Origin of the sequence: Sporosarcina sp. P2, assembly GCF_002743255.1 — a bacterium.
Taxonomy (GTDB): domain Bacteria; phylum Bacillota; class Bacilli; order Bacillales_A; family Planococcaceae; genus Sporosarcina.
This window is the reverse complement of record NZ_PDYY01000002.1, coordinates 127975-141478: the sequence shown is the minus strand read 5'-3', so window position 1 is coordinate 141478 and position 13504 is coordinate 127975. Positions and strand designations below refer to the sequence as shown.

Below are 13504 nucleotides of genomic sequence, written 5' to 3'. Positions count from 1 at the left end.
CAATCCGATTTGATAGAATAATGGTAATTTATAAACTTATTTCGGGATATCCATTTCTTTTGTTAATAAAATTCAGTTTTTGTACTAGATCATTAACGAATTCTTCTCTACCTTCGACGTTTTTTGAGAAATTATTAAATAACTTTTTAACAATCCATTCATTTTCCTTGAACCACTTTTTAAAATGACGTGACTCGATAGTTTTAAAAGAATTTTCATCCGTGATGTATATGTTAGCATTATTCAGCGTTTGGATAAATGCAGCTCTAGGGATGCATAGAATTTTTGAATACATTTCATCATTTTTATCTCGATTATAAATATACTTCACAAACAGTTTTTCTATCGGTAAGGATTCCTGATGATTGGGGAGTTTCAATATATTCTCTTGCTTTTTGATTATTTTAAGATCCTCTGCTTTGACATCTGCATCGAAGATTATTAAGGTATTCTTTACAAAAGAACTAGCAGTATTACATAGTTTAACTAAAAAAGAAAAAGGAAATCCCTCAGTATCATCAAATGATACAAAGTTAATTCTTTTTATAATATCTTGTTTCGAAATCATATATCGCATAAATTTTTTTGCTAAATCATCTTCGCATAGAATATCTATTTTGGGAATGACTATTTTTGTGTGATCAGTAAATTCAAAAGTGAGCTCTTGGTAAATATTTTCATAGGCTGGGCTTTTAATTACCTCTATATGATCAGTATATAAAGTTGAAAGATAATATGTATTAATTTCTTTTCCTAACTGTTCGCTTTCTATTGCATGCCTGATTAAAGGTAATGAGTGTGAAGTTACAATCACTTGGACTTTATATTGATTGGACCATTTATACAGAAAGTTGAATAAATTTTTTTGGGCTACCGGATGAAGGCTCGTTTCTATTTCATCAATACACAAAATTCCATTGAAGCACCCTTGGACGTTCTTGGTTTTGCTTATTCTCATGAAAGTTATTAAGCTATTTGCAATCCTGCCTAAGTTGTCTTCTCCGGATGAGATGGATTCATAGTTATATTTCCCACCAGCTGGTGCAAAAGTTTTCTTTATTTGTTTGTCACTAACAGATTCCATTTTCATATAGGTCTCTTTCTGTAGAACAATATTATAAAACCTTGCAACAAAGTCTTCTTCCTTTTCAGTTAAGTCAATTTCAAGGGGTTTTGAGTTTGTAGTATGTATTGAATATAGACGATTCAAATTTAAATAATTTGTATTATATATAAGATTACCATCGTTTTTGGTATTACCCCCAGTGACTATTCTGGGTTTTGGATCATTACTACTCCTAGGTTTAGTATAAACAGGGATTTTTACATCAAGTCCTGATTCTTCTTGTATAATTAAATCATATTCATATTTCTCTTTATCGAACACTGAAGAAAGTTTAAATATTTCCCTAAATTGCGTCTTTAACTCACCACCGAAAAGGTCCTTTTCGTCAGAGTTAAAGTTTTGAACGAATAATCCTATAAGCGTAGATTTCATTGTCCCATTATGACCAGAAATCAATGTTATTCGGTCAGATAGTTCAATATTTGCATCAAACATATTTCTGAACTTTTTAACCTTTATACCATAAACTTTCTTTACAATAATGTCTTTGTTAGCTTTCCCTAAATCCTTGGGGGAGATAGGGTTACTTACTTTAATCTTAGCCATTCTTCATCTCTCCTTTACTCAATCCACTCCAACGTCCCCAACTTCCCACGCGACACAACAAACCCATCCACCTTATGCTGAAACTCCAACTCCATCCGATAAGCAGCAACTTCATCAGTCACCAGAAAATAATCCGCAATGTCCGAAATCACCACAGGTGCTTCATATGCATCTGCATATACATCTTCAATGAATTCCCCTGGCATCAGCAGATAGGCGGCCATACGCTTCGCCTGGTTCTCACACTTGCCGATGGTGTACTGATCCACACTTAGTTGTGTTTGATGATGTGCATACAAGTGACAGAACTCTTCCGCAAGCAGAAGTTTCGTTTCAATAGCGTCCAATCCTTCTTTAATGAAGATGGTCCCACGTCGTGCATGATCCTTCGGTATGGAGAAGGCCTTTAAATGTTTATTAATTGCTATTCCTTCTATAGAAGGGGAGTCCAAGGGCAATACTCGTATACCGTAACGCCAACAGATGTCATACAAATCGATTTCATCTGGATATGTATATGAAAAATGGGAGAGGACCTTGTCGGCCCGTTCCTCCCAGTAGTCGGTGTGTTGTCTTAGCTGCATGCGCTCACGACCTTTAAAATTCGTCTTTTGTTCTATAATTTAATTCATTTACCAGAAACCTATTTCCTTCAATGTCAATTACGAATGATTCAGCATCCGAATACACAGCGAATCCAACAGCCGCAATTACGTTTTCTCCCTTTTGGTAATAAACTTCTGTAGTAGAATTTGGAACTTTGGCAACTTCTTTCGCATTATCATCTCGATCATCTGTAACTACTATTTCAGGTAGTACCGCTGGTATTCCTGACCTTGGTTCGATATCCTTTTGTGATTGTAACTCGAGAAATAAGATGAGCTCAGCATCTCTTTTGCTGTCAGAATTCATACCTTTAAGAACAGAAAAACTACCAATATATTCTCCTGAAACTTCTTTTATGCCTAATATACTAGGGATGCCTTTTTTTCCGAAATCGATACCAATAATTTTAATTTCTTGTTCTTGATATTCAATCAAAGGACTATCTATAGATGTTACATAATCTTTCAAATGCTCATTTTGACTTGAAGGCATTAATTGAATTGGTTCGACAATTTTCTTTTCCTTATTTAAACTTTCATTTTTTTGAGACTCGCTACTTTTTGAGACAAGGTTTTCCTTATTAGTTTTTTCGCTTGTATCTTCAGTAGCTACAGATGAATCTCCGCAGGCTGAAAGTGATAAGGTGAGCATTATTCCAGCCGTTGTAATTAAGGTTCTTTTAAGCACATAAACCCCTCCTGATCAGTTTGTCTCACAAAAATATCATAGTGAGATACTACCATACTCTATGTAAAAATAAACACGGTTGGTTAAACCGTGGTATTACCTTCATTTAATCTTCAAAATCCCCAAATCCATCGCCATATTCTTCGCTATCATCTTCCAAAAACATCTTCTTCATCTTATACATCTTCAAAAGCTCCCTCACTTTCTTCTCCGGATCAGACGCCAAGTCATGAAACATGACAGGGTGTTTTTTTAGTTCGTTGAAGAGTTGGAGTTCTTCGGCCGTTAGATTGATTTCTTGTCCAGCGACTACTACTGGATTTGAACCAGGATTATCAGAACGCCCCAATAGGTAGTCAGTTGTAACATCATAGTAATCTGCTAATTTTTGAAGAATTGTATAATCGGGTTGTCTATTTCCTCGTTCATACGCTGTATAAGCGGGGCGAGTTAAGCCTAAATAGTCAGCCACGTCTTGCTGAGTTTTTTTATGGGATTTTCTTAATGAAATAAGCCTAACACTTAGCATATTTAAACCTCCTACTACCTTTAATATGCCAGTAACATAGTGTTACCACAATAGTACGTAACGAAAAGAAACATAATTTAATTTTTAAGTTGACAATGTAACATAACGATACTATAATAAAAGTAACGAATCGCAACAAGTGGAGGTGGATAAGATGAGAAAGTGGTTGAAAGATTTGCGCGTTAAGAAAGGTTTGACCCAGCAGAGTGTCGCGGAACGGTCTAACATCGAACGCGCCTACTACACTATGATTGAGGCTGGCGATAGAAACCCTAGTGTGCATGTCGCGAAATCTATTGCTCTAGTTATGGGTTTTGATTGGACTATTTTTTTTGATACGAAATGTAACGAAGTGAAACAAAACAATGTCGGATAGGAGGGAGAAAGATGTCAGAAGTGATTGTAACAAATGCAACAGAATTAAATGAGCTTATCAATGCAGCGGTAAATCGGGCGGTTGCCGAAGCATTGCGCGAACGTCAACTACCAATCTTACTATCATTGCAAGAGGCTGCAGACTTGCTGGGGGTGAGTTATACAACAGTGCACCGTGCAGCAAAAATTCAAGGCTTTCCAGTCACTCATGATTTCGGTCACGCCAAGATTGTAACGGATCAGTTGCTCGAATGGATTAAGAAACGCAGTAATTATGACTTGGTTTATAACTTTAGTGGATGAACAGGGATGTGAATCTTCTATGTAGGAGGTGAGAGGGATGGAAAAGCAAACAATCGAAGAACTTGTAAATCTGTTGAACGGAATATCAAGTTCTGAGTGGGGAAGAATCAAGCAACAAGTAGACATGGTGTTCAGTAGCCAGGCTGCCAAGGTGAGGCTTGGCAACACGACGCAACTGAAACGAAGTTTGGAAGTCGAATTTAACCTTCGACGATTTGGAGATACATCGGATTGATTCGATAGTCTTTTCCTTTGTAAAGAATATGAACATGGTCTAGTTGGTACATGGTGTGTTCAACAGCTCTTTTGAAAGGACTCCATATTTCTGCACCTTCTTCCCACCAAATTGAAGGCGACGATAAATTCCCACCCATCTTACAATCGGGATCATCGTTTAGATTTACCCAATCACCGCATAAGCAGGCATAAACGTTTGTAGCCATTAATATCACCACCCTTCAATGTCACTATTCGACACGGAGGAACAAAATACCTACTTTAAGGGGGATGTTTTTATGAATCAGTTAAATGTCGTGGCACTTAATGGACAACTAGTCACTGACAGCAGAGATGTAGCGGAAGCAGTTGAACAACAACACAAAGAAGTTCTTCGTTCCATTCGTAATTACATCAGTGTTTTAACCGGCGCAGATCTGCGCTCGTTAGATTTCTTTATTCCCCATACGTACCAGGACGCTAAAAAAGAGATACGGCCATGTTTCCTTCTCACTCGGAAAGGTTGTGACATGGTGGCGAATAAATTGACCGGTGAAAAAGGCATTCTATTTACGGCGGCATATGTTACTAGATTTGAAGAAATGGAGAAGGAATTGCATTTGCCAAAAGTACTTTCACCCAAAGAGCAACTGATGGCATCCATGCAGCTAACACTGGAAACTGCTCAGGAAGTTGAAGAAATCAAGGGCAAGGTAGAGGAGCTGGAGGACAAGATTGACAATCAGATGACGTTGGATTACCGCATGCAACGAAGATTACAAAGAGCGGTGGGCGCTCGGGTTTATGAGATTGAAAGTGAAGATCAAGCAAGAAGAAAACTGTTTCGTGAACTATATCGAGAAATTAAAGACCGTTTCGGTGTTGCTTCATATAAAGATGTTCTACGTAAAGATTTACAATCGGCAATCTATTACGTAGAAGCGTGGATCCCTAAACGGATAGCTTAGAAGTGATCTAGCAGAGCGGAGGGGTTTGCTCCACTAGATTCAGAGGTTGCGTACGAAGCGTAACACGAGGGTTATGAGTAGGTCTATTACTAGAATACAACACCTTGCGAAAGTATTAAATTCCACACTGGCTTATATGCTTCAACGGCATATATTCCGATCTGGAATATCGAGAGGGGGGTGAGTCAATGGAAATCGGGAAATTTTTAAGGCAATGCCGCAAGAGTCAAGGCTTGAAACAAGAGGAGCTGGCATTCGCGCTGAACATCAACCAGTCAGATGTATCAAAAATCGAGCGGGGCGAGAAGTACCCAGCATTAGATATCTTCCGAGATTGGACAGTACAGACGCAGACAGTCGACTTGGGCATTGCCTTCCTATACGGGACAGAAGTATTGCACACATTGCCGGACATTATCAATACCGTCAGCACGATGGTAGTAGGAGCTATTCACTTTTTATTTTAGGAGGACACTATGAAACTAACAAATTATCGTAGAGCAGACATTGAAAGAGCAGCTGATTTAAAGAAGATGGCCATGCATCAAATCGAAGCATTGGAGTTATGTAACTGGACCGACGACATGGAGGAAGCGGTATTCCGTGCGGAGACATTGCTAGAAATGTTTAAGCAAGTGAGGGTTATGCAACATATGAAGCGCGCAGACAGTAGCACGCATGCACTGGCAGCCAAGTTGATCGCGCAAGGAATCAACGCACAAGCCATGCAATTTACGCGCAAAAAAGCCGACTGACGGATCCAACGTCAAATCGGCAAAACTAGAATTTATGTACTTTTAGTATACCACAGATTGGGAGCTTTGGCTCCTATCAAGAAGCTCAGGTTGGTTGGTTAGCCATTGGATCATTTCCACTGCGAATTGGAAACTCGTAGACCTGGTCTTCTTGATGGGATTCACATCCATCGAATAGAAAGGGGTTGATGACATGACGGATTTCGAATACGCGCTGATCTGTTCCATCATGCTTCCGATTATCGCATTTATGATTGGGCGGTTATGGGAAGATGCTGATCACCAACTTGGAGAGGAGTGTGAAGAAGATGAAAACGTACCAGTGGGAAATCGTCTTTATGCAAGAAATCGATTCGGTCTACGTGATGACATTTGAAGACAGTGTACTGGATGCTGCTCAAACGTATTACAACAATTACGGTGATCACATGAAGGTCTATGCGATTCGTAAAGACGCGGAAATCATTCGTTTTGAGGAGGCGATTTGAATGGGTGAATACGCTGAAATGATTATCGGGGGCGTGTGTTGCGAACGTTGTGGTGAGTTTATCGGAAATGAAGTCGGATACCCACAAACGTGCGACGACTGCTATCACGAGTTATCAGTTGCAGAGGTCGAAGAAGAACAAAAATAAAACCCGCTGTTAGAGCAGCGAGTTCGGGATTCCTTATAAAACTACTTGGCGCTATTATAGCGCGGAATCCCGAAAATCACAAGGAGGAGAACATTTTGAAAAATATTAAATTGATGAATCTCACATTGAAGAACTTCAAGGGGATCAAGGAATTTGAACTCAACGTAAACGGTAACGATGCAACAATCTTCGGGGATAACGAAACAGGTAAGACGTCTTTGTACGATGCGTTTTTGTGGCTTTTGTTCAACAAAAACAGCCAAAACCAAACGAAGTTCTCTCTTAAAACACTGACGCCTGACGGTCAAGAAATGAACAACTTGGAACACGAAGTTGAAGCGTCGTTCCTGGTAGACGGTCACCCGATGGTATTGAAAAAAGTTCATTACGAGGACTGGACTCAAAAGAGAAATGCGCTTGAAGTGACGTTTAAAGGAAACAAAAACAAATACTTCATTGATGAAGTCCCAACACCAGAAAAGAAATACAACGAGGCAATTAAAGAATTGATTGACGAAGAGGTATTTAAGCTTTTGACTTCACCTACTTACTTCAACGAGCAGTTCAAGTGGGAGAAGCGACGCGAAGTGCTTTTGGATATTACCGGAGATTTAACTGATGAAGAAGTTATTTCTGCTAACAAAAAGTTACAAGAATTGACCGGCATTCTGAATGGTCGAAAAATCGAGGACCACAAAAAAGTGATTGCTGCTAAGAAGAAGAAAATCAATGATGAAATCAAAAGCATTCCAACAAGAATCAGCGAGATTAATAACATGCTTTCGGAAGGGAGTATTGATGTCTCTTCTATAGAAGTAGAAATCGCAAAAGTAGAAAAAGAGATTGATGCGGCATCTACTCAAATCAACAACATTAAAAACGGTTCGGCTGTTACGAATAAAAAGAACGATTTACGACAGATTGAAATGGATCTTGAGTCCATCAAGCGCGAACTGGAATCAGAAGCAACTGACAAGGGCTACCAGGTGACCGCTAAGATCCAAGAAAAGAAATCCAATCAAGCGATTATGCAAAGAAAACTGGATGATGCAAACCATCAGATAGATGTAGGTAAAAAAGATGTAGTCGAGTTTGACAAGAAGTTGGTCGCTTTACGGGAAGACTTTGCGACGGAGGACGCTAAACAACTTGAACACAAAGAAGCGTGTGAGTGTCCGACGTGCGGACAAGCCATACCAGAAGAGCAACTGGCAGCCGCTAGAGATAAGGCGGTAGCGGAGTTTAACACCATAAAGTCCAGCAAGTTAGAGCACATCCGAAAGATGGGTAAAGCGATTGCGGCAGACAAAGAAGAAACACTGAATCGAATCACGGAATCAGAGAAAGTCGTTGCGCAACTGCAAGACGATATTGCGAAGAAAGAAGAGTCGATCAACAAGCTGAACATCCAGCTAAACGAATTGCGCGATGAAGTGAAGAACGCTCGAACGAACCCTAAGTACACGGACAAGGTTGCGGAAATGTCCGCTGTCCAAGAAGAAATCAAATCCCTCGAGGCGAATGCAACTGAAGCTGTTGCGGAAATCGAGAAGGAAGTAGTTACACTCAAAGCAAAGCGCTCCGAACTGAACGGACAAATCGCAAAACATGAACAGGCGGAAACGTCCAAAAAGCGCATTGCTGAACTGGAAGAGCAACAGGAACAACTCGCGAAGGATTTCGAAAATGTTGAAAAGGAATTATTCCTGATTGAAGAATTTACTCGAATCAAAGTAGATATGTTGGATGAGAAAATCAACAGTAAATTCAAGATTGCACGCTTTAAATTAACTCACAAACAAGTTGATGGAACTCTGGTTGACGTGTGTGAAACGACGTATAAAGGTGTCCCTTATGGTTCCGGACTTAACAACGCAGCGAAGATCAATGTCGGCTTGGATATTATCCGAACTCTATCAAATCATTACGGCTTCAGAGTCCCGATATTTGTGGACAATGCCGAAGCAGTCACACGCATTGCGGACACAGATTCCCAGCTAATCAGTTTGGTTGTATCAGAGCCAGACAAGCGATTGCGGATTGAAACGAAGTCGAATGAAGAAAGCGTGGTGGCGTAATGGAAACGACTAAATATGGAGTGACGCTTTCAGGAAGACATGGGAGAAACACAATTATGTTCAACTCCCTGACGGAACGGATGTTATTTCTTACCATGATAAATTCCGGTGAATATACAGGATCGGTAACTCTACTAGAAAGAAAAGAAGTTAATAAGGAGGAAAAAATAAATGACTAACCAACTACAAGAAACCCAACAAATGCAACCAGCAGAAAAGAAAAACGAACTGGTGACTAAGGTCGCCAACAAAGTGAAAGCAATGGTTGAAAACAATCAGATTAACATCCCTGAAAACTACTCCATTGTGAATGCGGTACAAGCGGCTTATTTCAAGCTTACAGAAGTAGATTTCAAAAAGAAAACATCTTTGATGGATAGTGCGACGCCAGAAAGTGTTGCATTCTCCCTTCAAGATATGGCGATCCAGGCATTGAGTGTAGCCAAGAATCAAGGCTATTTCATCGTATACGGTGACAAAATGCAGTTCACTCGTTCATACCACGGCACACAAGCGGTGCTAAAGCGCTTGAACGGTGTAAAGGATGTATGGGCTAACGTCATCTGGAAAGGCGAAGAATTCAACGTGGAGTACAACGAGAGAGGACAACTAGCCTTTAAATCTCATAGCGTTGACTGGATGGCGGCTACCGGAAAGAAAGAAGACATTCTTGGGGCTTATTGCATTATCGAGCGAGATGATGGCGTGCAATTCCTGACTGTGATGACCATGGCAGAAATTCAAACATCATGGTCCCAATCATCTATGCAGACTGTACAAAACAAGTATCCGCAAGAGATGGCGAAACGAACTGTAATCAATCGAGCGTCTAAAGCGTTTATCAATACTTCAGATGACAGCGATCTATTCATTGGTGCAATTAATCGCACGACAGAAAACGAATTTGAAGACGATAAACCTTTACGCGAAATCAATCCACAACATGAAATTGACCAAAATGCGAATAAAGAAGTATTGGATTTTGTTGAACCGACAACTGGTGAAATCATCCAACCTGCAAAAGAGGTACCGACACAGAAATCGACACCAAAGGAACCTGAACCAGTAACAGTCACGTCGGATGGGCCTGGATTCTAATGATTACGATCCAAACACTCGCAACAGGAAGTACGGGGAATTGCTATCACATTAGCGATTCCCGCACTTCCTTGCTTATAGAATGCGGCATCTCGTTTAAGGACATTCAAAGAGGATTAAATTTCAAAACTAGCGAAATAGAAGCGGTTCTTGTGAGTCATGACCACAAAGATCACTGTAAGGCTGTGCAAGACGTTGCGAATCGAGGGCTAGACATTTATATGTCGCAAGGCACTAAGGACGCTATAGGCATCGAGCACCACCGGATAAAGACCATGAAAAACAAAGAGGCTGTGCAGATTGGTTCTTGGAAGGTACTTGGTTTTGATTTACAACATGATGCAGCAGAACCTTTCGGATTCCTGATTGAAAGTGAAGGTGGAGAACGTATATTGTTCGCCAGCGACACTTATTACATTAAGTATAAATTTACTGGAATTACACATTTACTTATCGAATGTAACTACTCACTAGAAATAATTAATCGGAAGATAGCGGACGGATCTATACCACTATTTCTAGCAGAACGAATAATGAATTCGCATTTCTCGCTCGAAAACCTATTGGTCTTTTTGAAAGCTAACGATCTATCAAGAGTCCAGGAGATTCATTTGCTACATCTATCTGATTCAAACAGTAATGGAATCGAATTTAAACAAGCGGTACAGGCTGCTACTGGGAAGTTAGTGTATGTAGCTTAGAAATAACGAAAAAAGGATGTGAGGTGGTTGAGCAGTCCACAAACTGAAAATGGATTTACGAGGATAGCTAACGAGATTTTAGAGTCGGTGCAAAGATACAAATTCACTTTAAATGAAATGAAAATAGTCATGTGTGTTTGGCGGTACACTTACGGATTTCAGAGGAAATCCCATCAATTATCACTGACTTTTCTTATGAATCATACAGGGTTAGGAAGAACAAGAATAAATGATTCCCTGAAGAAGTTAGTCGAATCTAACGTGATAGTAAAAATAGAACAAGGTGGAGCGAATGCAACTAATTCTTACATGTTCAACAAGAATTATAACTCATGGAAAATAGAGAAATACACCATATTTAATAGTGTGCAAGACGATACTAGTGTGCAGAACGATACTAGTGTGCGAGTCGATACTGATACTAGTGTGCAAGGTGCTACTAGCACTAGTGTACAGAACGATACTAGTACTAGTGTGCAAGACGATACCCAAGAAAGAAAGGTTAAAGATAACTATAAAGAAAGTATTAAAGACAACAACAAGGGGTTGCTGATGGTTGACGAATATTTCGGTGAAGTCATCAAATTTCACGAACAAAATATTGGATTGATTTCACCGTATGTTAGTCAGCAAATCGGATATCTGGTTGACGAGAGTAATTCAGAGTTAGTTCTGCTAGCTCTGAAAAAATCAGTAGAAGCTAACGCGAATAATAAATTCAAATACGCAAGAGCGATCGTCGACAGTTGGAAAACTCAAAACTACAAAACTATAGAAGATGTAGAGAATGATGAAAAGCGTAAAGCTAATAGTAATCCATCCAGAGGAATTGTTCACTCACTCTTTGAAGCTTCACCAGAAACCTTGGAACGACAAAGAAGAATGGTGGAAGAGCACCAAAAGAACAAAAAGGAAATTGATTACACGGATCTACCTTACTAGGAGGGGTTAAATTGGTTAGTGCATTTGAAACGGTATTCGAGCGGTTGGGAGTTCGGAAGGTGGAAGATCTATTTTTCAAGATACACCCTGACTATGTGCAAGGCGTATCAGAAGTCCGAATGGAAAATGTTAAATGCCCTAGATGTGAGCGCAACACAAAGCAAGCGTGGGTGTATTGCTATAACGGAGATTGGTTACAAGAGAATGTCTGGCCAATCTGCCATGACTGCGAAAAACTAGCTCACGCAAAAGACGTAGGAATTCAGTTGATTCAGAAGCGCCAAGACGTAGTGGACGGTGATTGGTACTACATCGATGCAGATGACAAGGCAGGATTCAAGAACTTTGAAGATGTGACTCCAGAAGCGACAGCAGCTAAGGAAAAGGCAACCGCCTATGTAAAGGAACTTTTAGAGGGGAAGCCGAAGAACCTACGCTTGTCTGGAACTCCAGGAACAGGTAAGACCCATCTTTCTAAAGCGATTGCGCGAACGCTCAAGCATCAAGGTCAGAAAGTGGCCTTCATCGAATCCAAGAAGTTGTTCAACAAGCTAAAGAGCATGTTTGGCAATCAGGTAGCACAGGAACGTTTTGAAAAGCAGTTTTCGGAATTCGACATAGTGATTATTGATGATGTGGGAGTCGAAACAAGAAAAGCTGATGAATTATCTTGGTCGAGCGGCGAATGGGTTAGCCTGATTGATTTACGAAAAGGTAAGTCGACGGTGTACACAACCAACTTCGACAAAGAATCATTAAAAAAAGTAATTGGCGCACGATCTGTCTCGCGAATGAGTGAAAACGCAGAAGTGATAGAGATCTTCACGCCAGATCATGACTATCGAGATGAACTATTTTACTAGGAGGATGCAGAATGACATGGACAAACAACAGCGGGATCTATACGGTTCCGCTTCCAGATAAAGTCGACTGGCAGAAGATTAAACGCGAAATGGACGCATTGGAAATCAAGTTGCAACAGGCAGAGGCGGCTATGGCTATGAGGAAGGGGATGACGGCATGATTGGAAATGCTAAACAGTTTGTTGAGTTGCATGTCGACATGTACAACGACGGTGGGGAACTGATTTTAGAATCTGGTAGATATGAAGTTCACGGCAAAATAGGCAACGGGGGTTTTATCTCAGACCGAGCAGATGATATGCAGGTATATGTTTCTGATGTATGGGTAAATCACCGAATTATTACAGAGGTAGAGGTGGCGCAATGTTAAACCGTGTCGTTTTAGTTGGACGTCTCACGAAAGATCCTGAATTGAAGTATACGCAAAGTGGTGTCGCGGTATGCAGGTTTACATTAGCCTGCAACCGTCCGTTTAAAAGCGAGGGTGGAGAGCAACAGGCGGACTTTATTCAGTGCGTAGCATGGAGAAAACAAGCCGAGAACATAGCGAACTTCTTGAAGAAAGGCAGTCTCGCGGGAGTAGACGGCCGTATCACCACTGGCAGTTTCGAGGGACAAGATGGCAAGCGTGTTTACACGACAGAAGTCGTTGCAGAAAGTACACAATTCCTTGAACCGAAATCAAGCAACGCAAATAACGCACAACAAGCTTCACAACAGCCGAATCGACAAGGACAGACAAATACTCAATCGAGCTATCAGACAGGGCAAGGCGGCTATGGTGGACAAGCACAACAGTATGATGCGCCGACTTATGATGCAGAAAAAGACGACTTGCCTTTTTAATCTATGAAACTTTGAAAGGGGACAACAACATGACGTTGAAAATCAGAAGCGGAAACAGTAAGGCTATACGAGCAATCAAAGCAGAGCGATCGAGGAATGTATCAAAAACCATCGAATGTCACATCTGCGGACGGGAGCAAGTCGCACAGGTACACAGTTATTGTTGCACCAGTCGATTATGTTCGGATTGTGCGAATCGAGAATTTGACGGATGGATGAAGGAGAGATAA

General features: G+C 40.5%; 21 protein-coding genes. 17 read left to right on the top strand and 4 right to left on the bottom strand.

Features of this window, described 5'->3' with window-relative positions:
* Positions 1–28 precede the first annotated feature (28 nt).
* From CSV67_RS03120 to CSV67_RS03105, 4 genes are all read right to left on the bottom strand, one after another.
* Entirely contained in the window at positions 29–1672 is a 1644-nt protein-coding gene (locus CSV67_RS03120) for an AAA family ATPase (protein WP_099630176.1), read from the bottom strand.
* Positions 1673–1686: 14 nt separating this feature from the next.
* Positions 1687–2256, bottom strand: a complete 570-nt coding sequence (locus CSV67_RS03115; RefSeq protein ID WP_099630175.1) for an ImmA/IrrE family metallo-endopeptidase — start codon at positions 2254–2256, stop codon at positions 1687–1689.
* Between the two features lie 13 nt (positions 2257–2269).
* Positions 2270–2965 carry a hypothetical protein gene (locus CSV67_RS03110; protein WP_099630174.1) on the bottom strand — a complete coding sequence of 232 codons (696 nt, stop codon included), beginning with the start codon at positions 2963–2965 and terminating at the stop codon, positions 2270–2272.
* Between the two features lie 106 nt (positions 2966–3071).
* Positions 3072–3494: a helix-turn-helix domain-containing protein gene (locus CSV67_RS03105; protein ID WP_099630173.1), complete on the bottom strand. Its 423-nt coding sequence runs from the start codon at positions 3492–3494 to the stop codon at positions 3072–3074.
* Between the two features lie 154 nt (positions 3495–3648).
* Between CSV67_RS03105 and CSV67_RS03100 the strand changes: the two genes are divergently transcribed.
* From CSV67_RS03100 to ssb, 17 genes are all read left to right on the top strand, one after another.
* Positions 3649–3870, top strand: a complete 222-nt coding sequence (locus CSV67_RS03100) for a helix-turn-helix transcriptional regulator (protein ID WP_099630172.1) — start codon at positions 3649–3651, stop codon at positions 3868–3870.
* A gap of 11 nt (positions 3871–3881) precedes the next feature.
* Positions 3882–4172 (top strand): helix-turn-helix domain-containing protein, encoded by a 291-nt coding sequence (locus CSV67_RS03095; protein ID WP_099630171.1) that lies wholly within the window; start codon positions 3882–3884, stop codon positions 4170–4172.
* 37 nt (positions 4173–4209) lie between these two features.
* A complete protein-coding gene (locus CSV67_RS03090; protein ID WP_099630170.1) occupies positions 4210–4407 on the top strand; it encodes a hypothetical protein in 198 nt (65 codons plus the stop codon).
* A 280-nt stretch (positions 4408–4687) separates the two neighbouring features.
* Positions 4688–5356, top strand: coding sequence for a Rha family transcriptional regulator (locus CSV67_RS03080; protein ID WP_158232874.1), 669 nt, complete (start codon positions 4688–4690; stop codon positions 5354–5356).
* Between the two features lie 188 nt (positions 5357–5544).
* The gene (locus tag CSV67_RS03075; protein WP_099630167.1) at positions 5545–5823 is read left to right on the top strand and encodes a helix-turn-helix domain-containing protein; all 279 of its coding nucleotides are present in this window, start codon (positions 5545–5547) and stop codon (positions 5821–5823) included.
* Positions 5824–5832: 9 nt separating this feature from the next.
* A complete protein-coding gene (locus tag CSV67_RS03070) occupies positions 5833–6111 on the top strand; it encodes a hypothetical protein (RefSeq protein WP_099630166.1) in 279 nt (92 codons plus the stop codon).
* A 193-nt stretch (positions 6112–6304) separates the two neighbouring features.
* Positions 6305–6487 carry a hypothetical protein gene (locus CSV67_RS16515; RefSeq protein ID WP_143560672.1) on the top strand — a complete coding sequence of 61 codons (183 nt, stop codon included), beginning with the start codon at positions 6305–6307 and terminating at the stop codon, positions 6485–6487.
* A complete protein-coding gene (locus CSV67_RS03065; RefSeq protein ID WP_158232873.1) occupies positions 6411–6599 on the top strand; it encodes a hypothetical protein in 189 nt (62 codons plus the stop codon). The genes CSV67_RS16515 and CSV67_RS03065 overlap by 77 nt, the downstream gene beginning before the upstream one ends.
* The gene (locus tag CSV67_RS16780) at positions 6600–6746 is read left to right on the top strand and encodes a hypothetical protein (RefSeq protein ID WP_199173116.1); all 147 of its coding nucleotides are present in this window, start codon (positions 6600–6602) and stop codon (positions 6744–6746) included. It abuts the gene before it with no gap.
* Between the two features lie 95 nt (positions 6747–6841).
* A complete protein-coding gene (locus tag CSV67_RS03060) occupies positions 6842–8824 on the top strand; it encodes an AAA family ATPase (protein ID WP_099630164.1) in 1983 nt (660 codons plus the stop codon).
* Between the two features lie 171 nt (positions 8825–8995).
* A complete protein-coding gene (locus CSV67_RS03050) occupies positions 8996–9922 on the top strand; it encodes a RecT family recombinase (RefSeq protein WP_099630162.1) in 927 nt (308 codons plus the stop codon).
* Positions 9922–10623 carry an MBL fold metallo-hydrolase gene (locus CSV67_RS03045; RefSeq protein WP_099630161.1) on the top strand — a complete coding sequence of 234 codons (702 nt, stop codon included), beginning with the start codon at positions 9922–9924 and terminating at the stop codon, positions 10621–10623. Before CSV67_RS03050 ends, CSV67_RS03045 begins: the two co-directional genes overlap by 1 nt.
* Before the next feature lie 27 nt (positions 10624–10650).
* Complete coding sequence (locus tag CSV67_RS03040; protein ID WP_158232872.1) at positions 10651–11565, top strand: replication protein; 915 nt, start codon at positions 10651–10653, stop codon at positions 11563–11565.
* 11 nt (positions 11566–11576) lie between these two features.
* Entirely contained in the window at positions 11577–12428 is an 852-nt protein-coding gene (locus CSV67_RS03035) for an ATP-binding protein (RefSeq protein ID WP_099630159.1), read from the top strand.
* An 11-nt stretch (positions 12429–12439) separates the two neighbouring features.
* Entirely contained in the window at positions 12440–12589 is a 150-nt protein-coding gene (locus tag CSV67_RS03030) for a pilus assembly protein PilO (protein ID WP_099630158.1), read from the top strand.
* Positions 12586–12798 carry a hypothetical protein gene (locus CSV67_RS03025; protein WP_099630157.1) on the top strand — a complete coding sequence of 71 codons (213 nt, stop codon included), beginning with the start codon at positions 12586–12588 and terminating at the stop codon, positions 12796–12798. The genes CSV67_RS03030 and CSV67_RS03025 overlap by 4 nt, the downstream gene beginning before the upstream one ends.
* On the top strand, positions 12792–13274 hold the full coding sequence (gene ssb / locus CSV67_RS03020; protein ID WP_099630156.1) for a single-stranded DNA-binding protein: 483 nt from the start codon (positions 12792–12794) through the stop codon (positions 13272–13274). The genes CSV67_RS03025 and ssb overlap by 7 nt, the downstream gene beginning before the upstream one ends.
* Positions 13275–13504: the final 230 nt, after the last annotated feature.